The sequence below is a fragment of the Catellatospora sp. NPDC049111 genome (genome assembly GCF_040648615.1).
Classification (GTDB): domain Bacteria; phylum Actinomycetota; class Actinomycetes; order Mycobacteriales; family Micromonosporaceae; genus Catellatospora; species Catellatospora aurea.
The window spans coordinates 1-22,015 of record NZ_JBEZEB010000024.1; the positions used below are offsets into that span (position 1 = coordinate 1).

Below are 22,015 nucleotides of genomic sequence, written 5' to 3' on the forward strand. Positions count from 1 at the left end.
TGCTGCGGATCCGGAACGACAACTGAGCGCGCTTTTTCGATTTGAACCTGGGGAACCCGACCCGGCGGCCTTTACGGTCGCCGGTCCGCGATGCCTTGTACGCGGCCAGCCCACGACCGAGGTCGACCGCGGCCTCCTCGAACACCTGCTGACACACCTCGGCCCGCCACGCCAGCCCCGTGGTGGTGCCGTCGGCGGCGGCCACCAGCACCCGGCCCGCCGCAGCCGAAGCCTTCCACGCGTTGAACGCGTTGATCAGGTCGAAACCCGACCACGGCACCTTGCCGACCGTCCCACGGCGCTTGCCGTCCAGGGCCTGCTTGACCAGCCGAAGGCACTGGTTGAATCCGAACCGGGCCGCACCCGCATGCCGACGCAGCACCAACTCCTGCTCGACGGTCGGGTCCAGACAGAACCGGAACGTGGTGAAACGGGCCACGGCAGCACCCTGCCACACCCCACCGACAAACACCCACGACCAGGAACCCCAACACAGCTTCGCCCGGAAACGCGTGACGACCGACACCGCCAATCACTTATGAAACACGCCGTAGGCCGCGACCGGGCTCCGGGCGTGTTCGCCGAACCGGTCGCGGCCGCGAGGGCGTGCGCTGGTCAGAGGTGCTGTTTGTCGTCGCGGTCGATCGCCGAGCTGTCCCGTACCTGCAGGTAGGGCTCGCTGTCGGCGGGGTGGCCTGCGGCGATGGCGCGCTGGCGTTCGAGTTCGGCGTCGAGTTCGGCTCCGAACAGGATCGCCAGATTCGAGATCCACAGCCAGACCAGGAACACGATGATGCCGCCGAGGCTGCCGTAGGTCTCGGCGTACGAGCCGAAGTGGGTCACGTAGAAGCCGAAGCCCACCGACGCGGCGATCCACAGCACGACGGCGACCAGGCCGCCGGGGCTGATCCACCGGAAGCCGCCCTGCCGCGCGTTGGGCGACGCCCAGTACAGGATCGCGAACAGCAGCGCGATGAGCGCGACCAGCAGCGGCCACTTGCCGATCTGCCAGGCCGTCACCATCGGCCCGGACAGGCCGAGCACCCGGCCGAGAGCCTCGGCCAGCCGCCCGCTCACCACGACTATGAGCACGCTCGCGACCAGCAGCACCCCCGTCGCCAGGGTCACCGCGAGCCGGATCGGCAGCCGCTTCCACAGCGGCCGGCCCTCGGGCACGTCGTAGATCGCGTTGGACGCCTGCATGAACGCGTCCACGTAACCCGATGCCGACCACATGGCCACCACCAGGCCGATGATCGCGGCCACCCCCGCCTTGCTGTCGTCGGCCTGCACGTTGTCCAGCGCGGCGGTGAAGACCTCGCGCACCGCGGTCGGCATGATCGGTGTGACGTCGTCGAGCACGTCGTCGACCAGCCGGTCGTCGAACAGGCCGACGGCCGCGGCCAGCACCAGGATGCCGGGGAACAGCGACAGCACCCCGTAGTAGGTCAGGGCGGCGGCCCACACCTGCAGGCTGTCGGTGTCGAACTCCTTGGCGGTCCGGCGCAGCACCTGCCACCAGGCCCGCAGGCTGAGCTGGGTGGGACTGCGCGGGCCGGCGTCCGGCGGTGGCGCGGGCACGGCGTTCGCCGGGTGGGGATCTTCGGAGGTCATGCCCCTGCCATACCGCCGCCGGCGCCGCCGCTAACGCGCCCGCGGCGCGCCCGACGCGGGTGTGCGCGGCTCGGGTCTTCGTCGTTTGCCGCGCGGTCGGCCGGGTACCCGACTCACGAAATCCCACCCTGCCGAACCGCCCCGCGGCAACGGCCCCCACCGGGCTGCGCGTGGCGGTTCGACAGGTGTCGCCACAGGAGGAAACGCCATGCGGATGAGGCAGTCGGACCCGGTCGTCGCCGAGCGGGTGCACCCGTGAGCGGGGCGGCGTCGCCGTCGGGCGAGGACATGCCGGTGCGCAGCCGCTGGCGGCCGAGCCGGCTGCTGGAGTACTACGCGATCGCGGTGGTGTGGCTGCGGTGGGTCGTGGTGGCGCTGTGGATCGCCGCCGTGGCGGCGTCGGTGCTGTACCTGCCCGCCATCGGTCACGGCGGCAGCGATCTGGGGCAGCTCGTGGCCACCGACAACGCCGCCGTGCGCAGCGAGGTCCGCTCCTTCGAGAAGTTCGGGTTCCCACTACTGAGCCGGGTCTCCGTGGTGCAGCGCAACCCCGACGGCCTGCCGCTGACGGTCCAGGCCGAAGCCGTCGCCCGCGCCCGCGCCGTGACCCAGGGCGAATACCCCGACGCCGCGCCCATCCTCGGCGCGGTGCCGGTGACCAACACGCTGCAGCTGATGCCGGGCTCGCAGGAGAACGGCACCACCGTCATCACCATGCTGTTCACCGCGCCCGACGTCAGCTTCGCCGGCCAGCTGGCCGCCGCCGAGAAGTTCGTCGCCGCGCACTACGACGCCGACGACGCCGTCGTCGGGATCACCGGCTCGGTCCCGGCCCGGGTGGAGCAGGGCGACCTCGTCCTGTCGACGCTGCCCTGGCTGGAGGCCGTCACCGTCGCCGCGGTGTTCATCATCGTCGCGATCGCGTTCCGGTCGCTGATCGCGCCGCTGCTGGCCCTGGGTGTGGCCGGGGTTGCGATCCTGCTGACCCTGCACGTCGGCGGCGCGCTCGCCGACCGGCTGGGCGTGCCCGTGCCGCAGGAGACCCAGCCGCTGCTGGTGGCGCTGCTGCTCGGCGTGGTCACCGACTACGTCGTGTTCTACCTGGCCGCGGCGCGCACCCAGCTCGCCGCGGGCGCGCACCGGCTGGAGGCGGCCGAGACCGCCACGGCCAGGTTCACCCCGATCATCGCCACCGCCGGGGCGACCGCCGCGGCGGGCACCGGCGCGTTGGTGGTGGCCGGTTCGGCGGCGTTCCGGGCGTTCGGGCCGGGCATGGCGCTGGCGGTGCTCATCGGCATGCTGGTGTCGGTCACCCTGGTGCCCGCGCTGCTGGCCATCCTCGGCCGGGCGGTGCTGTGGTCGCCGCGCCGTGGCCGGGCCGCGGCGCCGAGCGCCCCGGAGCCCGAGGTCGGCAGCGGACGCTGGTCGCGGTTGCTGACCCGTCCCTGGGTCGCCGCGCCGGTGCTGCTGCTGTGCGTCGCCGGGCTGGTCACGGCCGCGCTTCCGGTACGCGACCTCGCGCTCGGGGTGTCGTTCGTGGAGGCGCTGCCCGCCGACCATCCCACCCGCCAGGCCGCCGCACAGGCGCAGCAGGGCTTCGCCGAGGGCATCCTGTCGCCGACCGAGGTGCTCCTGGAAGGCCAGGGGGTGGGCTCCCGGACCAAGGAGCTCGCCGGCCTGCAGGACGCGCTGCGCAAAGTGCCCGGGGTAGCCGCAGTGCTCGGCCCCGCCGACGACGCGATCCCGCAGGATCTGCACGTGTTCCGCACGGCCGACGGCACCGCGGCGCGTTTCCTGGTGGTCCTGGCCGACGAGCCCCTGGGCGCCCGCGCCGTGCAGACCCTGAGCCGGCTGCAGCAGGACCTGCCCGGCCTGGTAAGGGCCGCCGGGCTGACCGACGTGCGGACGAGCCTCGGCGGCGACACCGCCATCGCGCAGCTCATCGTCGACCAGACCAAGCAGGACCTGGGCCGGATCGCGCTCGCGGCGCTCGCGGCCAACCTGCTGTTCCTGGTGCTGTTCCTGCGCGCGCTGGTGGCTCCCATCGGCCTGCTCGCCTGCAGCGTGCTCGCCATCGGGGCCACGCTCGGCCTGACCACCTGGCTGTTCCAGGACGTGCTGCACGCCGACGGCCTGACCTTCTACGTCCCGTTCGCCGCCGCGGTGCTGCTGGTCGCGCTGGGTTCGGACTACAACATCTTCGGCATCGGCCCCGCCTGGAAGGAGGCCCGGGGACGTCCCCTGCGCGAGGCGCTCGCGATCACGCTGCCGCAGTCGGCGCACGCGATCCGCATCGCCGCGTTCACCCTGGCGGTCAGCTTCGGCCTGCTCGCCATGGTGCCGCTGCGCCCGTTCCGGGAACTCGCGTTCGCGCTGGCGATCGGCATCCTCATCGACGCGTTCATCGTCCGGTCGATCCTCGCCCCGGCGCTGCTGACCGTGCTCGGATCGGCCAGCGAATGGCCGGGTCGGCGGCTGTTCGGCCGCCTCTCGCAGCCGCACGGGCGGCCTTCCGAGCCGGTCCCGGGCGATGCGCCGGCCGCGACCGAGCCAGTGGCGGACGACGCGCCGGTCAGGACCGAGCCGGTGGCGCGTGACGCGTCGGCCAAGGCCGCGGCCGATTGATCGCTGTGGCATACGCCGCGGGCGAGCGGGTATCGGCCTGCCAACACCACACACCACTTGGGGAGATGACATGCCAAGCAAGGACGACGCCATCGCCGGCGCGCAGGACGCGCTGAACACGGCCGGGGCGGTCGTGGTCGAAAAGGCGGCCGAGGCCAAGCAGGCCGCGATCGACACCGGTCACGCCCTGGCCGCGGGCGCGGGCGAGCTCAAGGCCAACGTCGCCCACACCGCCGTGGTGGCCAAGGACGCGGCCGCCGAGGCCCTCACCGCGGTCAACGACCGCCTGCCGCACACCGCCGACGAGTGGGAGGCCGCAGGGCGGAGCCTGCTGGACAACATCCGCCGCAACCCCACCCCGTGGGCGGCCGGTGCGGCGGTGTTCCTCGTGGGCTGGCTGCTGGGTCGCAGTTCGGCCGGGTCGAAGAAGTAACCGCCGATGTCAGGTACGGAGATCGCGGCGCTGGTCGCCTCGGGAGCCTTCGCGATGCTGGTGCTGGTGCTCGCCGTGCCGATCCTGCGGCTGCGGCGCACCGTCGACGCGACCACCGACATGATCCGTGAGGTGACCGCCAAGACCGGCCCGCTGCTGGAGAACGTCAACAACACCGTCGGCGAGGTGAACACCACCGTCGGGCAGGTCCAGACCACGCTGGACGGCATCAACGTCCAGCTCGTCCGGGTCGACGCGGTCACCGGGCCGCTGTCGTCGGCGGCGGCGAACATCGCCAAGGTCGCCGACGCCATCACCGGCGCGTCGACGACGCCGGTCGGCAAGGCCGCCACGCTGGCCTTCGGTATCCGCCGCGCGCTTGCCGCGCGCAACCACCGGCAGTGACGTGCAGCCGGTGACGTGAACGGCCGGGCCCGGCACTCGGGCCCGGCCACGTCTCGTTCGCGGGTCAGCCGGTCTGCGAGGGCGTGCCCCGCCGCCTGCCCGATTCTTCGAGATGGGCTCGCAGCGTGGCGGCGAGGTCGCCGGCCGCGACGATCTGATCACGGCTGAGCGCGTCCACGAACAGCTCGCGTACTGCGGTCAGGTGCGGCACCGTCGACTGCCGGAACGACCGCAGGCCGGTGGCCGTCAGCACGATCTCCGCGCCCCGGCTGTCGGCGGCGCACTCCTCCCGGCGGATCAGGTCGCGCCGCTCCATCCGGCCCAGGTGGTGGGAGAGGCGGCTGCGTTCCCAGTCGATGTGCGCCGCCAGTTCGGAGGAGCGCATGCGGTGCCCCTCGGCCTCGCTGAGGGCGAGCAGGACCGCGTAGTCGCCCGACGACAGCGACGACTCGCTCTGCAGCCGCGCGGTGAGCGCGGACCGCAGGACCTCCGCGGTCTCGATGAAGTCGCGCCAGATCCGCAGCTCCTCGGTGGTCGGCAGCCGGCGTGCCCGGCGTGGCCGAGGTGTGTCCTGGGTCATCCCACCTCCAATTGACATGTCAATCATACCGGGGCTACTAATTGACATGTCAATCAGCCGTGCGCGGCGCGGTGCGGAGGGGGAGACCATGACGACCGAACGCTTCGAACTGGGCCTCAACTCGTTCGGAGAGGTGGCCACCGACGGCGACCGGGTGCTGAGCGACGCGGAGACCCTGCGGCTCATCGTCGAGGAGGCGCAGCTCGCCGACGCGGTCGGGCTCGACGTGTTCAGTGTCGGCGAGCACTACCGGGAGGGCTTCACCGACTCGGCGACGCCGGTGCTGCTGGCCGCGATCGCGCGGGCCACCGAGCGGATCCGGCTCGGCACCTCGGTCACCGTGCTGAGCACGAACGACCCCGTCCGGCTGTACCACGAGTTCTCGACGCTGGACGCGGTGTCCGGCGGCCGCGCCCAGCTCGTGCTCGGCCGCGCCTCGGCGACCGAGTCGTTCCCGTTGTTCGGCTACGAACTGGCCGACTACGAGCGCCTGTTCGAGGAGAAGCTCGACCTGTTCATGCGGCTTCAGCGCGAGGACGCGGTCACCTGGTCGGGCACCGTGCGCACCCCGCTGACCGGGCAGCGGCTGCACCCGCGGATGCCCGAGGGCGGCATCCCCACCTGGATCGGCGTCGGCGGCAGCCCGAACTCGGTGCTGCGCGCCGCTCGCTACGGGCTGCCGCTCATGATGGCGATCATCGGCGGCCGGCCGCAGCGCTTCGCCGGCAACGTCGAGCTGTACCTGCGCGCGCTGGAGCAGTTCGGGCACGCCCCGCTGCCCATCGCGCAGCACTCGCTCGGCCTGGTCGCCGACACCGACGAAGAGGCCGTGGAGACCTGGTGGCGCTACTGGCAGCCGGTCGTCACCGACCTCGCCCGCGAGCGCGGCTTCTACGCCCCGACGCGCCAGCGCTACGAAGCCGAACTCGACGGCGGCGCCCTGTTCGTCGGCTCTCCCGAGACCGTCGCCCGCAAGATCGCGACGATGGCACGTGACCTGCGGCTCAGCCGCTTCGACCTCAAGTACGACATCATGCGCCTGCCCCGAGCGGCCCGCGCCCGCAGCATCGAGCTGTTCGGCCGCGAGGTCGCCCCGCGGGTGCGCGAACTGCTCGCGAAGGAGCCCACCCATGTCTGATCTCGTGTTCGGCCTCGACACCTTCGGCGACGTGCCGGACGACGACACCGGCCACCCCGTCTCCTACGCCGCCGCGATCCGGCAGGTCGTCGACGAGGCCGTGATCGCCGACGACCTCGGCGTCGACGCCCTGGCCGTCGGGGAGCACCACCGGCCGGAGTACTCGGTCTCGACGCCGGAGACCGTGCTGGCCGGGATCGCGACCCGCACCAAGCGCATCCGCCTCGGCTCCGGCGTCACCGTGCTGAGCTCCGACGACCCGGTAAGGGTGTTCCAGCGCTTCGCCACGGTCGACGCGCTGTCGCACGGGCGCGCCGAGGTCATCCTCGGCCGTGGCTCCTTCACCGAGTCGTTCCCGCTGTTCGGCTACGACCTGGCCGACTACGAGGTGCTTTTCGAGGAGAAGATCGACCTGTTCGTGAAGCTGCTCGACGAGCAGCCGGTGACCTGGAGCGGCACGGTCCGCGCCCCGCTGCGGGGCGCCGACGTGTTCCCGAAGACCGAGTCCGGGCGATTGAGCACCTGGGTCGGTGTCGGCGGCTCGCCGCAGTCGGTGGTGCGCACCGCCCGCTACGGGCTGCCGCTCATGCTCGCGATCATCGGCGGGCAGCCCGGCCGCTTCGCGCCCTACATCGAGTTGTATCGCCGCGCCGCCGAGCAGCTCGGCACGACCGCGCTGCCGGTCGGCATGCACTCGCCGGGCTTCGTCGCCGACACCGACGAGCAGGCCAAGGAGATCTTCTGGCCGCACTACCGGGTCATCCGGGACCGGATCGGCGCGCTGCGCGGCTGGCCGCCGATCCGCCGCGCCGAGTTCGACGCCGAGGTCGAGCACGGATCGCTGTACATCGGCTCGCCCGACACCGTCGCGCGCAAGATCGCCAACACGGTCCGCACGCTCGGTGTCGGCCGGTTCGACCTCATCTACACGGCCGGCGCGCAACCGGTGAGCGCCCGACTGCGCGCCGTCGAGCTGTACGGCGCGAAGGTGATCCCGATGGTCCGCGACCTGCTCGCCTGATTCCCGCATCGACCCTGAAGGGCACGACATGAACGACACCGCTCAGGACGGTCCCCGGACCCTCGGCATCCTCGGCGCGGGCAAGCTGGGCACCGTCCTCGGGCGGCTCGCCGTGGCCGCCGGATACCGGGTGCTCATCGCCGGTTCCGGTGACCCGGCCAAGATCGCGCTCACCGTCGAGGTACTCGTCCCCGGCGCGGTCGCCACCACCGCCCGCGACGCCGCGGCCCGCGCCGACATCGTCGTGCTGGCACTTCCGCTCGGCAAGTACCGCGGCGTCGACCCGGACCCGCTGCGCGGCAAGCTCGTCGTCGACGCCATGAACTACTGGTGGGAGGTCGACGGCATCCGGGAGGACCTCACCGACCCGCGCACGTCCTCCAGCGAGACCGTGCAGGCCCACCTGGCCGGGGCCCGCGTCGTGAAGGCGTTCAACCACGTCGGCTACCACGACATCGAGGACCAGGCCCGTCCCGCCGGGCAGGCCGGTCGCACCGCCGTCGCGATCGCCGGAGACGGCCCCGCCGACGTCGCCGCGGTCGCGGCGCTGGTCGACGCGCTCGGCTTCGACCCGGTGGTGGCCGGTCCCCTGGCCGAGGGCATCCGTTTCGAACCGGGCACCGAACTCTTCGGCGCGGACGTCGACGCCGCCGAGGTGCGGGCCCGCCTCGACCGCTTCCCGGATTCGGAACGCGGCCGCGCCGTCGCCCGGGCACGGGGGCGGCTGCTCGGCACCGAACAGTGGTCCTGAAACCGGGCAGCCGGGACGGTGCCGAGGCCGCTAGGGTCACCTGGTGCTGCCGCAAGAACATCTGATCGCCCGCGTACGGGAACTCTGCCAGGCCGACGAACACCTCGTCGCCGCGCTCACGTACGGCTCGTTCGCCCAAGGCGAGGCCGACGCGCACAGCGATGTCGAGTTCTGGCTGTTCTTCGGCGCGAACCACGCCAGAGCGCTCGACCATCGTGCCTGGCTCGACCGGGTCGGCCCCATCCGCCACGTGGTGGTGAACGAGTTCGGTTCCCACGTGGTGTTCTTCCCGAACCTGGTCCGCGGCGAGTTCCACTTCGCGACGGCCGGCGACATCGCCTCCGTCGCCGGGTGGCCGGCTCGCAGCGCGCCTGTCGACCGCATGATCGTGCTCGACCGCACCGGCGCGCTGCGGCAGGCCCTGGACGCGCTGCCCGCCCGCCCACACCTGCCGGCCGGCGCGAAAGAGGTCGACGAGCTGTGCGGCCGCTTCGCCAACTGGCTCGTCCTGGCCTACCACGTGGCGCAGCGCGGCGAACTGCTGCGCGCCGTCGACGCCCTGTCGCATGCCCAGCGCCACCTGCTCTGGATGGCGCGCCTGGCCGAGGGCAGGACCGGACACTGGCTGACGCCATCCCGCCGGGCGGAGGCCGATCTCGGCACGGAGCTGGTCGAACCGCTCCGCCGGACCGTGACGGCAGCCGAAGCCGGTGCCGTCGGTGAGGCCATCGCCACCGCATGGGCCTGCGGCCGCCGGTTCTGGGTCGCGCTCGCCGAGCGTCACGGCGGTGAGGTCCCCCAGGAGCTGTTCACCGATCTTGACGCGGTGCTCCTGCCGGAGTCGCGGCCAGCGTGAGGCAGGTCGCCGCGACGGCACAGGCGGCGCTGACCACGGCCAGGACCGGGGTGTAGGTGCCGACGGCGAGGTACAAGCCGGCGGCGGCCAGCGGCGCGCCCGCCTTGGCGACGGTGGTCGGCACGGTCAGGGCGGCGGCGATGGTCGCATAGCCGGTGGTGCCGTACCGCTGGGCCAGCAGCGCGGGGCGGGCGATGGTGCCGACGCCGAAACCGGTGCCGAACAGCACGACGCAGCACACCGCGCCGGGCCGGGTGTGGCCGAGCACGGGCAGCGCGGCTGCGGCCGCCGCCTGGATGCCGAACACGGCCGCCGTGACTGCGGCGGTGGAGCGGCGGCGGGTCAGGCCCGTGGTGACGATCCGGCCGGTGACGGACATGACCCCGAGCAGCCCGGCGACGGTGGCGGCGAACGCGGCAGGGTGGCCGAGGCCGGTCAGGTAGCTGATCAGGTGTACGGACACGACGGAGACGGCGCTGCCGTGCACGACGAACGCGGCGGTCAGCAGCCAGAACCCGCGGTGGCGCAGCGCGTCGCGGACCGCGGCCCGCCGCGCCGCGTGGTCGACCGCCGCTGCGGCCGGATGCCCACGGGGTCGGGCCGGGACGGCCAGGAAGTGCAGCGGGACGGCGATCACGGCGTAGGCCAGCGCGAGGACCACCAGCGCGGTCCGCCAGCCGTGGTGCTCCTGCAGCGCGGCGGCCGTGGGCAGGAAGACCGTGCTGGCGAATCCGGCCACCACGCTGATCGTCAGCAGTGCGCCCGCCCGCTGCGCCGCGGTGCTCGTGGCGACGACGACCGCGAACGCCGCCTCGTAGAGGACCATCGCCGAGGCGACGCCCAGCACCATGAACACCGCGTACAACTGTCTGACGTCGGTGACCCGCGACCAGGCGAGGACCGCGCCGCCGCCGAGGACCGACCCGAAGGTCATCAGGCCGCGGCCGCCGCGGCGGTCCAGCCACCGTCCGATCGGGACGGCCGACGCGGCGGTGGTGAGCACACTGACGGTCAGCGCGCCGGTGACCGTCGCCGTGGTGGTGTGCAGGTCGGCGGCCATCGGTGCGAGGAAGACGCTAAACACGTAGTACAGCACGCCGTAACCGATGGTCTGGGTGACGGCGAGCGCGGCCACGACCGGCCGCAGCCGACCGCCGGCCTCCGTGGTGGAGGCCGGCGTGGGGAACGTCAGCCGCAGCATCCGCCGGTCTCGGTCTCGCCCGGGGCGGCCTGGACCACCGGCAGGGTCAGCAGCCCACCGGCGACACCCGTGGCCAGGCCGCGGGGCGCGGCGGCGGCTGGTTCGGCAGTGCCGCAGCACGCGGCGTCGTCGTCGGCGCCGAGTGCCGCCGACGAGGAGCAGACCCCGGTCTCGGGCAGTTCCAGCCGCACGTCACGGGCGGCGTCCCAGTCGCCGGCGAGGGCGGCGACCACCGAGCGGACCTGCTCGTAGCCGGTGGCCATGAGGAAGGTGGGCGCGCGGCCGTAGGACTTCGCGCCGACGGCGTAGTAGCCGGTCTCGGGCTGGGCGAGCTCGTCGACCCCGTGCGGCGGGACGGTGCCGCAGGAGTGCTGGTTCGGGTCGATCAGCGGGGCCAGGGCGCGGGTCGAGCCGAGGACCGGGTCGAGGTCCAGGCGCAGCTCCGAGGCGATCGTGTGGTCGGGCCGGAAGCCGGTGGCCGACACGATCCGGTCCGCGGTGACGCTCGCGCCGCCGCGGGAGGTCACGGTCACCGTGCCGCCGTCGACTGACACGGCCCGCACCGAGAACCCGGTGTGCAGGGTGATCGCGCCGGATTCGACCAGTGCCCGCACCCGGGTGCCGAGCGCGCCGCGGGCGGGCAGGGCGTCGGCGTCGCCCCCGCCATACGTGCGGGCGGCCGCGCCGGTGCGGATCGCCCAGCTCACGGTCGTGCCCGGAGCCTCGGTGGCGAGCTGCGCCAGGGCGAGCAGCGTGTTGGCGGCGGAATGGCCCGCGCCGACGACGAGGGTGTGCCGTCCGGCGAAGCGGTCGCGATCGCCGCCGAGCACGTCCGGCAGGGCACTGTCGACGTATGCCGCGGCTTCGGGCTCGCCGTGTGCGGGCAGGCCGGAGCCGCCGAGCACGTTGGGAGTGGGCCAGGTGCCGGAGGCGTCGATCACCGCTCGGGCGGTCAGTTCCTCACCGGTGGCGAGGCGGATCAGGAACGGGGTGTCCTCGCGTCCGGTGGTGCGGACCCGGTCGAGCCCGTCGCGGCTGATCGCGACCACCCTCGCGCCGTAGCGGACCCGGCCCGCGAACGCGGGCAGCTTGGTCAGCGGCTCCAGGTAGTCGGTCACGATCTGCGCGCCCAGCGGCAGCTCGGCCAGGTCCGGCGCGATCCAGCCGTCGGCCTCCAGCAGGCGGCGGGCCGCGTGGTCGAGGTTGAACCGCCACGGGCTGAACACCCGTACGTGGCCCCAGCTCGCCATGGCTGCGGCGGGACCACTGCCTGCCTCCAGGACCAGGAAGTCCAGGCCGCGTTCGGCCAGGTGCGCCGCGGCGGCGAGGCCGACCGGGCCGGCGCCGACCACCACGATCGGGAGGTTGTCCGGGGAGCTCGTAGTCGATGAGGGCATGGCGGCGACTCCTTGTTTAGAAGTTTCTCTAAGCGATGTGTTTAGAGTGCCGCCTACTTAGAAGTATGTCAACTCAGCCTGCCTGTCGCCGTGCCGCGTCGCCCGGGGTGGCAACCGGACGGCCCATCACCACATCGGCGGCGGTGGGAAAGTGGTCCAGGCAGTTCTCGTTGATCCGGTAGAGGTTCGCGTTGCCTGCCGCCTCGACCAGCACAAAGCGCACTTCGGCCAAGATCTTCAAGTGCTGGGAGACCGTCGACTGGGCCAGGCCCATCGCGGCGGTGATCTGCCCGACGCTCATCGGCTCGCGCCTGCGGGCGAGCAGCTCTGCGATCTGCACCCGAGTCGGATCGGCAAGTGCCCGGAACCAGGACGCATACCGCTGGGCGACCTCGCGGTCGAGCAGCTCTTCCACGCCATCCTCCAATATCATCGTTCATCGCCGATAGACGATGATAGGCGGCAAGCGTGAGGCGTGGCAACCCGCGTTGCCGTCTGCTTCGAAAGCTGTCAACCTAGGGGCATGTCGAAGCAGTTGACGGTTCTTGAGTCGGAGGTGTGCTGCGCACCCCTGGCCGCTGCCACCGTTCCCGCCGAGGCGGCCGCGGACCTCGCGACCGCGTTCAAGGCCCTCGGTGACCCGGTGCGTCTGCAGTTGCTGTCGATGATCGCCTCCGCGGACGGGGGAGAGGCCTGCGTCTGCGATCTGACCCCCGCGTTCGACCTGACGGGACCCACGATCTCGCACCACCTGAAGGTGCTCCGGGAGGCCGGTCTGGTCGAGTCCGACCGCCGCGGCACCTGGGTCTGGTACCGGGCGAACCGCTCGCGCATGGCCGCCCTGTCCGCCGTACTGGACATCGCTACCACCGCCTGAACCGGGCGCGGATCGGGTGAACAGCCCGCGTCATCCAATGTTCATGATCGCGAAGTTGCGGCCCTGACCGGCAGGGCTGTTTGATTACCGCGTGGTGATATCAGTTTCCGGTGATGCCCCGGCGGAGGTGGTGCGGCTGCTGTCCGACCCCGCCCGAGCTGCCATCGTCGACGCCCTCGCCGCAGGCCCCGCCTGCACCTGCCATCTCGTCGAGGACCTCGGCCTGTCGCAGCCGAACGTGTCCAATCACCTGCGCGCACTGCGCCACGCGGGCGTGGTCAAGGCCGAACCATACGGCCGCTACACCTACTACCACCTCAACGCCGACGCTCTCGACGCCGCCGCGGCACACCTCTCCGAACTGGCCGAGCGGGCGCGGGCCACCTCCGACAACCGCCGGGAGTGCTGATGCCCGCCACCCTGCCCCGCCGCCTGCTCGGCGAACTGCTCGGCACCATGCTGCTGGTCACCACGGTCGTCGGCTCCGGCATCATGGCCACCCGGCTGTCACCGGAGGACACCGGCCTGCAGTTGCTGGAGAACTCCACAGCGACCGTGTTCGCGCTCGCCGTGCTGATCCTGATCCTCGGCCCGGTGTCCGGCGCGCACTTCAACCCCGTGGTGACCGTCGCCGCGTGGTGGTCTGACCGCCATGACCCGGCGGGTCTTTCCGCACGGGACATCGCGCCCTACATCGCGGCCCAGACGCTGGGCGCGATCGCGGGATCGGTCCTCGCGAACGCGATGTTCGGGGTCGCGCAGGGCCTGTCGGCGACCGTGCGCGACAAGCCGCAGCTCTGGCTGGGCGAGGTCGTCGCGACGGCCGGCCTGGTGCTGCTCATTTTCGCGCTCGTCCGCACAGGCCGCGCGGCGCTGGCGGCGCCCGCGGTCGGGGCGTACATCGGTGCGGCGTACTGGTTCACCAGTTCCACCAGCTTCGCCAATCCCGCCGTCACCGTCGGCCGCGCGTTCACCGACACCTTCGCCGGGATCACACCCTTTTCCGTGCCCGGGTACATCGCCGCGCAGGTCCTCGGCGCCCTGATCGGCGTCGGCCTCGTCGCCGCGCTGTTCCCGGCGGTGCGGGCCACCCGCGACGACATCGACGTCCGAGCGGGACAACCTGTCGAACAAATGACCGTAGGAGAGAAGCGATGACCGACACCAAGCCCAGCGTGCTGTTCGTGTGCGTGCACAACGCCGGCCGCTCCCAGATGGCCGCCGGATGGCTGCGCCACCTCGCCGGTGACGCCGTCGAGGTCCGCTCCGCGGGCTCCGCGCCGGCCGATCAGATCAACCCCGTCGCCGTGGAGGCGATGCGCGAGGTCGGCATCGACATCACCGGCCAGACCCCGAAGATCCTCACCCCGGAGGCGTCCGAGGCGTCCAGCGTGGTCATCACGATGGGCTGCGGTGACGTGTGCCCGTACTTCCCGGGCCAGCGCCACGAGGACTGGAAGCTCGACGACCCTGCCGGGCAGGGCATCGACGCGGTACGCCCGATCCGCGACGAGATCCGGGACCGGGTCCGGGTCCTGCTCGACGACCTGACGGCCGCCGAACGCTGAAGCGCTCCGGGAGCCGCGACGGCCCGGCGCGGCTCACGGTGGGGACGGTCGGAGCAGCGACTACACTTCGCCGGACGCTGCCAGCGACGCCACCGCGCCACCGACCCCGGGTGCCGTGGCGTCGACCACCGCCGAGGAGCATCCGGTGAGCCGAGCCCACGACCACGACACCGCCGACGGCCACGCCGGGCACGCGCATTCCCACGCCCCGGTCCCGGTGTCCCGGCGGGCCACCCGGCTGACCCTGGCCGCGCTGGTCCCCGCCGCCGTGCTCACCCTGGTCGGGCTGTTCCTGCTGTGGCCCGGCGACCTCAAGACCGAGCCGTGGACCGGGGCCGTCAACCACGACGGCGTCGTGGCATCGGTACAGATCATCGACTGCGCCGACGCCGCCGAGCCGCCCGTGCAGACCCCTGAGCAGAAAGCGCCGCCGGTATGCGGTGACGTCGTGGTGCGGCTCGCCGACGGCAAGGTGGTCACCACCGCGATCCCGTCGGGACCGGGCGCGCCCGAGGTCGAGGCCGGCGACAAGGTAGTCGTGATGGAGACCGAGTCGTTCGAGCAGGACGGCACGATCAAGTACGACATCGCCGACCACGACCGCACCGACGGGCTGTGGGCGCTGGTGCTGGCGTTCGTCGGCGCGGTGATCGCGTTCGGCCGCTGGCGCGGCGTGTCGGCGCTGGCCGGGCTGGCGTTCACCTTCGCCGTGCTGCTGATGTTCGTGGTCCCCGCCATCCTGCAGGGCAGCTCGCCGCTGCTGGTCGCGATCGTCGGCTCGTCGTTGATCATGTTGGTGGTGCTCTACCTGACCCACGGCTTCAACGCGCCCACGTCGATGGCCGTGCTGGGCACGCTGACCGCCCTGGCGCTGACCGGCGGCCTGTCGGCGCTGTCCGTGTCGCTGCTGCACCTGACCGGCATGGCCAGCGAGGAGTCGCTGTACGTCACGTTCGTCAACGCCGACATCAACATGCCGGGCCTGCTGCTGGCGGGCATCCTCATCGGCGCGCTCGGCGTGCTCGACGACGTCACCGTCACGCAGGCCTACACGGTCGCCGAACTCGCCAACGCGAATCCGAACCTGGGCTTCGGCGGCCTGTACCGGGCGGCGTCGCGGGTCGGGCGCGCGCACATCACCTCGGTCATCAACACCATCGTGCTGGCGTACGCCGGCGCGTCGTTGCCGACGCTGCTGCTGCTCACCGCGGGCGGCGCGCCGCTGGGGGAGATGCTGACCAACGAGTTCCTGGCACAGGAGATCGTGCGCTCGGTGGTCGGCACGATCGGGCTGATCTCCGCGGTGCCGATCACGACGGCGCTGGCGGCCCTCGTCAGCAGCCGCGGCGACGGCAAGCTCGCGACGCCGCGACGCACCCGGCCGCGTCAGGCCGACGCGCTGGAGCAGGCCTGGGGCCTGCCGCCGGAGGCGGACGCGTTCCGGCACCCGGCACCGGCCCGGCACGACCACGGCTGACCTGCGCTTGCCGGGGCGGCCGCTGTCCCCGGGAGGCGGTGCGGGCAGCCTGTCGGCATTCGGACGCGCCGATGGCAGTGCCGGTGCTGCCGTTCGCGGCAGTCGCGCTGCCGAACACCTGCCTGTTTCAGGCAGGAATCAGGCGCGCCCGATCCGGGGCTGCCGGCGATCGGTCAGCCGCAGGCCGACGCCCCGCACCGCGTCGATCGTGGCGCCCGTGCCGATGCGGCGCATCTTGTGCCGGAGCCGCTTGACCACGGACTGGACGTCGGCCTTGCCTTCGAGGCCCTCGTCGCGCCATACCGTGCGGTGCAGTTCGGCGTAGCTCCAGATCCGGACGGGCTCGCTGGTCAGGCAGGTCAGCAGGTCCAGCTCCAGCCGGGTCAGGTCGACCTCGCGGTTGCGGCAGCGCGCGGTGGACCTCGCCGAGTCGATGACCAGGGAGCCGTCGCCGGCGGCGGGGGCGGTCTCGGTGCGCTCCTGCGGAGCCGCGATCAGCCGGCGCAGCTCGTCGAGGTCGGCCACCAGCAGGAGCGGTGCGATGCCGTCCAGGCGCTCGGCGAGCCGGATCCGTTCGGCGGGCGACGGTGCGACCGCGATCAGCAGGGGGAACGGCTCGCCGTCCGGATCGGACACGGCTGATTCGGTTCTCTGGTCCTCGATCACGGCAACCGCCCGAATGTGGTGAGCATGCTGACCAGCTCTCGTCATGGTCCTGACAGTGATTGGCAAATTCGCCGCCAACCTGGCAACCGTTAGCGACAAGTTGCTCACGGCAAGTTATTGATCGTCCTTTCTGCTCGATCATAGTGTCCAAACGGGCAACCGGCGTGACCCGCGCGGTGTATGGGGGTGTCACCGAGGGAGTCGTCGGCTCGGCTCCATCGAACCGGGACGCCCCCGCACCCTCACTTTGGCTCGTTTCAATCGGGGTCGTTCTGAGGGAGGCAGCACCGATGATCAGACGTCCACAATGGAGAACCAGTGTCACCAGAAAACTGGTGAGCGCCGGAGCGGCGGTTGTGCTCGCCGCGACCGGACTGGTCGCCACCGGCTCGGCCGCACAGGCACAGGCCGCGGCAGCCGACAAGATCCGGCCCGAGCTCGCCAGGCAGCTCCAGGCCAAGAGTGAGGGAGACTTCTGGATCCGGTTCACCGACCGGGCCGACCTCGGCAAGGCCAAGGCCGTCAAGGACTGGGCAGAACGCGGCACCGCGGTCGCCCAGGCGCTGCGCAAGACCGCCGCCGAGAGCCAGAAGAAGGTCCGTGCCGACCTCGACGCCGCGGGCGTGAAGTACCAGACGTTCTGGGCGACCAACGCCATCAAGGTGAGCAGCGGCTCCTTGGCCATGGCGCAGAAGTACGCGGCGCACGCCGAGGTCGAGGGCCTCTACGCCCCGGTCGTCTACCAGGTGCCCGAGACCACCAAGGGCACCGACGAGCAGACCGTGAACGCCCTGGAGTGGGGCATCGCGAACATCAACGCCGACGACGTCTGGGCGCAGTACGGCGTCAAGGGCGAGGGCATCACCATCGCCAACATCGATACCGGGGTCCAGTTCGACCACCCGGCGCTGGTCGCCTCCTACCGGGGCAACAACGGCGACGGCACGTTCGACCACGACTACAACTGGTTCAACGCGGCCGGCACCTGTGACACGCCGTGCGACGACGACGGCCACGGCACGCACACCATGGGCACCATGGCCGGAGCCGACGGCGCGAACCAGATCGGCGTGGCGCCGGGCGTGAAGTGGATCGCCGCGAACGGCTGCTGCCCCAGCGACGCCGCGCTGATCACCTCCGGCGAGTGGATGCTGGAGCCGACCGACCTCGACGGCCAGAACCCCGACGCGAGCAAGCGGCCCAACATCATCAACAACTCGTGGGGCACCGAGCTGCCGTCCAACGACCCGTTCATGGAGGACGTGACGCTGGCCTGGGCCGCCTCGGGCATCTTCGGCACCTGGTCCAACGGCAACAACGGCTCCGGCTGCCAGACCAGCGGCTCGCCGGGCAGCCTGGTCAGCAACTACTCGACCGGCGCGTACGACGTGAACAACAACATCGCCGGCTTCTCCTCCCGCGGCGCGGGGCAGAACGGCGAGATCAAGCCGAACATCTCCGCCCCCGGCGTGAACGTGCGGTCCAGCGTGCCGGGCGACGGATACGCCAGCATCAGCGGCACCTCGATGGCGGCTCCGCACCTCGCGGGCGCGATCGCGCTGCTGTGGTCGGCGGCTCCGGCGCTGGTCGGTGACATCGACGCGACCCGCGCGCTGCTCAACGGCGCGGCGATCGACAAGGCCGACGCCCAGTGCGGCGGCACCGCGGCCGACAACAACGTCTACGGCGAGGGTCGCCTGGACGCGCTGGTGCTGCTCAACTCCGCGCCGATCGGCGACACCGGCACGCTGGCCGGCACCGTCACCGACGCCGGCACCGGCAGCCCGCTGGCGGGCGCGACGGTGACCATCACCGGCTCGGTCGACCGCGAGGTGAGCACCGGGGCCGACGGCAGGTTCTCCACCCTGCTGCCGGTCGGCGACTACCAGGTCGCCGTGGCGCTGTTCGGCTACACCGGCACGACCCGCACCGCCACGGTCACCGACGGCGCGACCACCACGGTCGACGTCGCGCTGAGCCCTGTCCCCAGCGTCGACGTCACCGGCTCGGTCACCGACGGCTCCGGGCACGGCTGGCCGCTGTACGCGAAGGTCACCGTGGAAGGCCCGTCGGGCGTCTACGACCACACCACGCCGGTCAACGGGCGCTATGCCCTGCGGCTGCCGGCCGGGGCGACATACAGCCTGAAGGTCGAGCCGCAGTACCCGGGCTACCAGACGGTGACCAAGCAGGTCGTCGTCGGCACGGGCAACGTCGTGGCGAACGTCGCCGTGCCGGTGAAGGCCGACAGCTGCACCGCCGCGCCCGGCTACGCCTACGGCTCCGACGGTGAGTACGAGACCTTCGACGGCACGACCGTGCCGCCGGGCTGGTCCGTGGTCGACAACAAGGGCAACGGCCAGGTCTGGAAGTTCACCGACGACGGCAACCGGGGCAACCTCACCGGCGGCACGGGCGGCTTCGCGATCATCGACAGCGACGACTACGGGCTCGGTGGCGCGCAGGACAGCTCGCTGGTCAGCCCGGTGGTCAACCTGACCGCGGTCACTGCCCCGGTCATCCGGTTCAACCAGGACTTCAACCAGCTCGGCTCCGACCGGGCCGACGTCGACCTCAGCCTCGACGGCGGTGCGACCTGGACTAACCTGCTGCGCCAGGCCGCCGACTTCCGCGGTCCGCGGACCACCGAGATCCCGATCCCGCAGGCCGCGGGCCAGTCGCAGGTCCAGGTGCGTTTCCACTACTACGACGCCTCGTACGAGTGGTGGTGGTCGGTCGACAACGTGCTGATCGGCAGCCAGGTCACCTGCGCCCCGGTCCCCGGCGGGCTGGTGCTCGGGCACGTGCGCGACAAGAACGACAACTCCTACCTCAACGGCGCGACGGTCACCAGCGACGACAAGCCGGCCGAGAAGGCCACCACGGTGGCCACACCGGACGACCCGGAGCTGCCCGACGGCTTCTACTGGATGTACTCCTCGCTCACCGGCGCGCACAAGTTCACCGCGCGGGCCGGCAACTACGTGACCCTGAGCAAGTCGGTCACCGTGCAGACCGACTGGGCGACCGCGGCGAACTTCGTGCTCGCGGCGGGCAAGCTCACGGTCAATCCGGCCGCGGTGAGCGCGACCGTGCAGATGCCGACCGGCAAGGCGAGCAAGACGTTCACGGTGACCAACACCGGCGGCGCGCCGGTGCAGGTCGAGTTCAGTGAGCGCGAGGGCGGCTTCGAACTGCTGCGGGCCGACGGCTCGCGGCTGACCAGGCAGGAGGTCCTCGGCAGCGCCGGCGCACCGGAGCAGCGGCTCAACACGCCGACGTCGTTCGCGGCGAAGGCGGCCGCCGGCAAGTCGCCCAATGCGGCGTCGCCCGCGGTCGGCCCGCAGGCCGAGCCGTGGACCGACATCGCCGACTACCCGGCCAACGTGATGGACAACCGGGTCGTCAGCCTCGACGGCAAGGTGTACTCCATCGCGGGCGGCGACGGCACGGACTCGTCGACGAAGAACTTCGTCTACGACCCCGTCGCCCAGACCTGGACGGCGATCGCCGACCTGCCCGGGGCCCGCAACGCCATGACCGTGGGCGTCGTCGGCGGGAAGATCATCGCTACCGGCGGTTGGGGCGATTCCGGCCCCGACGGCAGCACCTGGTCGTACGACCCGGCGGCGAACACCTGGACGGAGAAGGCCGACAACCCCGCGCCGCGCGCCGCGGCCGGGCAGGCGGTCGTCGACGGCAAGCTGTACGCCATCGGCGGCTGCACCACCGCCAGCTGCACCCCGATGTCCAACGACGTGGTCCGCTACGACCCCGCCACGAACACCTGGGCGGCGGTCGCCGACTACCCGAAGTCGGTGGCGTTCGCCTCCTGCGGCGGGATCGACGGCACGGTCTACTGCACCGGCGGCAACGACGGCAGCGCCGCGCAGAAGGCCGGCTACGCCTACGACCCGGGCGCGGACACGTGGACGGCGATCGCCGACGCGCCGACCGACAACTGGGCCAGCTCGTTCGCCGTCGCGAGCGGCAAGCTGCTCGTCGTCGGCGGCTCGCTGGGCGGGGCGATCAGCAACGCCGGCTTCGCGTACGACCCGGCCACCAACTCGTGGTCGAACCTGCCCAACGCCAACACCGCCCGGTACCGCGGCGGCGCGGCGTGCGGTTTCTACAAGATCGGCGGTTCGTCGGGCAACTTCAGCGCGATGCCGGACAGCGAGGTGCTGCCGGGTCTGGAGGGCTGTGCCGAAGCGGCCGCCGACGTCAGCTGGCTGACGATCGACAAGGCCGCCGTCACGCTGGCGCCGGGGGCGAAGGTCACCGTCACCGTCGGCATGTCGGCCAACGTGGACCAGCCGGGCACCTACACCGCCTCGGTCGGGATCAAGGAGAACACGCCGTACACGGTGGCTCCGGTGGCCGTCACGATGAATGTGACGCCGCCGAAGACCTGGGGCAAGCTGCTGGGCACCGTCACCGGGACCAGTTGCCAGGGCGTGGGCGCGCCGATCGTCGGCGCGGTGGTCCAGGTCGACTCGTGGGCGAACTCGTGGACGTTCGCGACCGACGCCCAGGGCAAGTACGCCTACTGGATGGACCGCCGCAACAACCCGCTGCAGCTGATCGTCGCCAAGGACGGCTGGAAGCCCCAGACCCGTCAGACGAGGATCAACACCAGCACACCCACGGTGGAGGACTTCGCGTTGTCCCCCATCCGGTGTTGACGGCTGACCGCTAGCTGATCCGGCCCGCCTGGTCCTCCGACCGGGCGGGCCGGACCGCTTCCGGGGCGGTCAGACCGGGGCCAGCCGGAAGCCGACGCCGCGTACCGCGTGGACGGTCACCGCGGCGTTCAGCCGGGCGAGTTTGCGGCGCAGCCGCCGCACCACCGAGTGCATGTCGGAGCCGCGGCCCAGGTGCTTGTTGCCCCAGACCTCCAGGTGCAGCCGCTCGTAGGTCCAGACCTGCCCGGGGACGTCGGCCAGGCACAGCAGGAAGTCGTGCTCCAGGCGGGTGAGGGCGACCTCACGGTCGCGCCAGCGCAGCACCCGGCGGTCGGAGTCGACTGCCAGGTCGGTCGGCGGTTGCTGCTGCGGTTCAGGAATCCGGGCGGGCGGCTTCGGGAGCGGGGGAGCGGCCGGGGCGACGGGCGGCGTTCCGGCGACGCCCAGGAAGTCCCGGGCCTGCTCGACACTCGACACGATCAGCAGGGCGGCGCTGCCGCCGAGCAGCCGGGCCAGGTGGCAGCGCTCGGCCGGCGAGGACGCGATGCCGATGACCAGCGAGTCGGCCGGGATTCCCCGCATCTGCCGACACCTCCGGTTCCCCATGGGTCTGGACGGTTTACCGCACAGCCGACCGATAGATCCACAATCGGCGCACTGACCCTAACCGACGAACGGCCTCGATGGGGATAAATATCTGCCGGTACGAGTATCGTGGCAT

The 22,015-nt window shown here is 71.8% G+C and carries 21 protein-coding genes; 13 read left to right on the forward strand and 8 right to left on the reverse strand.

The window, feature by feature from the left end; translation table 11 throughout:
- Both AB0B66_RS27370 and AB0B66_RS27375 read right to left on the reverse strand, forming a co-directional pair.
- On the reverse strand, nucleotides 1-526 hold a 526-nt coding region (locus tag AB0B66_RS27370; RefSeq protein ID WP_360535466.1), incomplete at its 3' end, for a helix-turn-helix domain-containing protein.
- An 89-nt stretch (nucleotides 527-615) separates the two neighbouring features.
- Nucleotides 616-1,614, reverse strand: coding sequence for a YihY/virulence factor BrkB family protein (locus AB0B66_RS27375; RefSeq protein ID WP_360535290.1), 999 nt, complete (start codon nucleotides 1,612-1,614; stop codon nucleotides 616-618).
- 255 nt (nucleotides 1,615-1,869) lie between these two features.
- Between AB0B66_RS27375 and AB0B66_RS27380 the strand changes: the two genes are divergently transcribed.
- The 3 genes from AB0B66_RS27380 (at nucleotide 1,870) to AB0B66_RS27390 (ending at nucleotide 5,077) form a co-directional block, all read left to right on the forward strand.
- Nucleotides 1,870-4,239: an MMPL family transporter gene (locus tag AB0B66_RS27380; protein WP_360535292.1), complete on the forward strand. Its 2,370-nt coding sequence runs from the start codon at nucleotides 1,870-1,872 to the stop codon at nucleotides 4,237-4,239.
- A 70-nt stretch (nucleotides 4,240-4,309) separates the two neighbouring features.
- Nucleotides 4,310-4,672 (forward strand): hypothetical protein, encoded by a 363-nt coding sequence (locus AB0B66_RS27385; protein WP_360535294.1) that lies wholly within the window; start codon nucleotides 4,310-4,312, stop codon nucleotides 4,670-4,672.
- A 6-nt stretch (nucleotides 4,673-4,678) separates the two neighbouring features.
- Nucleotides 4,679-5,077 (forward strand): DUF948 domain-containing protein, encoded by a 399-nt coding sequence (locus AB0B66_RS27390; protein WP_360535296.1) that lies wholly within the window; start codon nucleotides 4,679-4,681, stop codon nucleotides 5,075-5,077.
- A 64-nt stretch (nucleotides 5,078-5,141) separates the two neighbouring features.
- On the opposite strand, the gene AB0B66_RS27395 is transcribed toward AB0B66_RS27390, so the two are convergent.
- The gene (locus AB0B66_RS27395; protein ID WP_360535298.1) at nucleotides 5,142-5,657 is read right to left on the reverse strand and encodes a MarR family winged helix-turn-helix transcriptional regulator; all 516 of its coding nucleotides are present in this window, start codon (nucleotides 5,655-5,657) and stop codon (nucleotides 5,142-5,144) included.
- Nucleotides 5,658-5,745: 88 nt separating this feature from the next.
- Here AB0B66_RS27395 and AB0B66_RS27400 point away from each other — a divergent pair, with 88 nt between their 5' ends.
- Genes AB0B66_RS27400 through AB0B66_RS27415 form a run of 4 tightly spaced genes read left to right on the forward strand, consistent with a single transcriptional unit; the run spans nucleotide 5,746 to nucleotide 9,423 of the window.
- Nucleotides 5,746-6,795 (forward strand): LLM class flavin-dependent oxidoreductase, encoded by a 1,050-nt coding sequence (locus AB0B66_RS27400; protein WP_360535300.1) that lies wholly within the window; start codon nucleotides 5,746-5,748, stop codon nucleotides 6,793-6,795.
- Nucleotides 6,788-7,816 (forward strand): LLM class flavin-dependent oxidoreductase, encoded by a 1,029-nt coding sequence (locus tag AB0B66_RS27405; protein ID WP_360535302.1) that lies wholly within the window; start codon nucleotides 6,788-6,790, stop codon nucleotides 7,814-7,816. Before AB0B66_RS27400 ends, AB0B66_RS27405 begins: the two co-directional genes overlap by 8 nt.
- Before the next feature lie 28 nt (nucleotides 7,817-7,844).
- A complete protein-coding gene (locus AB0B66_RS27410) occupies nucleotides 7,845-8,567 on the forward strand; it encodes an NAD(P)-binding domain-containing protein (RefSeq protein WP_360535304.1) in 723 nt (240 codons plus the stop codon).
- Between the two features lie 43 nt (nucleotides 8,568-8,610).
- Nucleotides 8,611-9,423 carry a hypothetical protein gene (locus AB0B66_RS27415; RefSeq protein WP_360535306.1) on the forward strand — a complete coding sequence of 271 codons (813 nt, stop codon included), beginning with the start codon at nucleotides 8,611-8,613 and terminating at the stop codon, nucleotides 9,421-9,423.
- On the opposite strand, the gene AB0B66_RS27420 is transcribed toward AB0B66_RS27415, so the two are convergent.
- The 3 genes from AB0B66_RS27420 to AB0B66_RS27430 form a co-directional block, all read right to left on the reverse strand.
- On the reverse strand, nucleotides 9,377-10,624 hold the full coding sequence (locus AB0B66_RS27420; RefSeq protein ID WP_360535308.1) for an MFS transporter: 1,248 nt from the start codon (nucleotides 10,622-10,624) through the stop codon (nucleotides 9,377-9,379). The genes AB0B66_RS27415 and AB0B66_RS27420 overlap by 47 nt on opposite strands.
- Nucleotides 10,612-12,021: an FAD-dependent oxidoreductase gene (locus tag AB0B66_RS27425; protein ID WP_360535310.1), complete on the reverse strand. Its 1,410-nt coding sequence runs from the start codon at nucleotides 12,019-12,021 to the stop codon at nucleotides 10,612-10,614. Before AB0B66_RS27425 ends, AB0B66_RS27420 begins: the two co-directional genes overlap by 13 nt.
- Before the next feature lie 73 nt (nucleotides 12,022-12,094).
- Nucleotides 12,095-12,454: a metalloregulator ArsR/SmtB family transcription factor gene (locus AB0B66_RS27430; protein ID WP_360535312.1), complete on the reverse strand. Its 360-nt coding sequence runs from the start codon at nucleotides 12,452-12,454 to the stop codon at nucleotides 12,095-12,097.
- A gap of 90 nt (nucleotides 12,455-12,544) precedes the next feature.
- Between AB0B66_RS27430 and AB0B66_RS27435 the strand changes: the two genes are divergently transcribed.
- The 5 genes from AB0B66_RS27435 to AB0B66_RS27455 all read left to right on the forward strand — a co-directional run bounded on the left by AB0B66_RS27435 (nucleotide 12,545) and on the right by AB0B66_RS27455 (nucleotide 15,943).
- Nucleotides 12,545-12,898 (forward strand): metalloregulator ArsR/SmtB family transcription factor, encoded by a 354-nt coding sequence (locus AB0B66_RS27435; protein WP_360535314.1) that lies wholly within the window; start codon nucleotides 12,545-12,547, stop codon nucleotides 12,896-12,898.
- 91 nt (nucleotides 12,899-12,989) lie between these two features.
- Nucleotides 12,990-13,307, forward strand: coding sequence for a metalloregulator ArsR/SmtB family transcription factor (locus AB0B66_RS27440; RefSeq protein ID WP_360535316.1), 318 nt, complete (start codon nucleotides 12,990-12,992; stop codon nucleotides 13,305-13,307).
- Complete coding sequence (locus AB0B66_RS27445) at nucleotides 13,307-14,056, forward strand: MIP/aquaporin family protein (RefSeq protein ID WP_360535318.1); 750 nt, start codon at nucleotides 13,307-13,309, stop codon at nucleotides 14,054-14,056. The genes AB0B66_RS27440 and AB0B66_RS27445 overlap by 1 nt, the downstream gene beginning before the upstream one ends.
- Entirely contained in the window at nucleotides 14,053-14,466 is a 414-nt protein-coding gene (locus AB0B66_RS27450; protein ID WP_360535320.1) for an arsenate reductase ArsC, read from the forward strand. The genes AB0B66_RS27445 and AB0B66_RS27450 overlap by 4 nt, the downstream gene beginning before the upstream one ends.
- A gap of 145 nt (nucleotides 14,467-14,611) precedes the next feature.
- Nucleotides 14,612-15,943, forward strand: coding sequence for a YibE/F family protein (locus AB0B66_RS27455; RefSeq protein WP_360535322.1), 1,332 nt, complete (start codon nucleotides 14,612-14,614; stop codon nucleotides 15,941-15,943).
- Nucleotides 15,944-16,081: 138 nt separating this feature from the next.
- On the opposite strand, the gene AB0B66_RS27460 is transcribed toward AB0B66_RS27455, so the two are convergent.
- Entirely contained in the window at nucleotides 16,082-16,579 is a 498-nt protein-coding gene (locus tag AB0B66_RS27460; RefSeq protein WP_360535324.1) for a winged helix-turn-helix domain-containing protein, read from the reverse strand.
- A 365-nt stretch (nucleotides 16,580-16,944) separates the two neighbouring features.
- On the opposite strand from AB0B66_RS27460, the gene AB0B66_RS27465 reads away from it, so the two are divergent.
- A complete protein-coding gene (locus AB0B66_RS27465) occupies nucleotides 16,945-21,294 on the forward strand; it encodes a S8 family serine peptidase (protein ID WP_360535326.1) in 4,350 nt (1,449 codons plus the stop codon).
- Nucleotides 21,295-21,363: 69 nt separating this feature from the next.
- Here the strand turns inward: AB0B66_RS27465 and AB0B66_RS27470 are convergent, their stop codons facing one another.
- Nucleotides 21,364-21,876, reverse strand: a complete 513-nt coding sequence (locus tag AB0B66_RS27470) for a winged helix-turn-helix domain-containing protein (protein ID WP_360535328.1) — start codon at nucleotides 21,874-21,876, stop codon at nucleotides 21,364-21,366.
- Nucleotides 21,877-22,015: the final 139 nt, after the last annotated feature.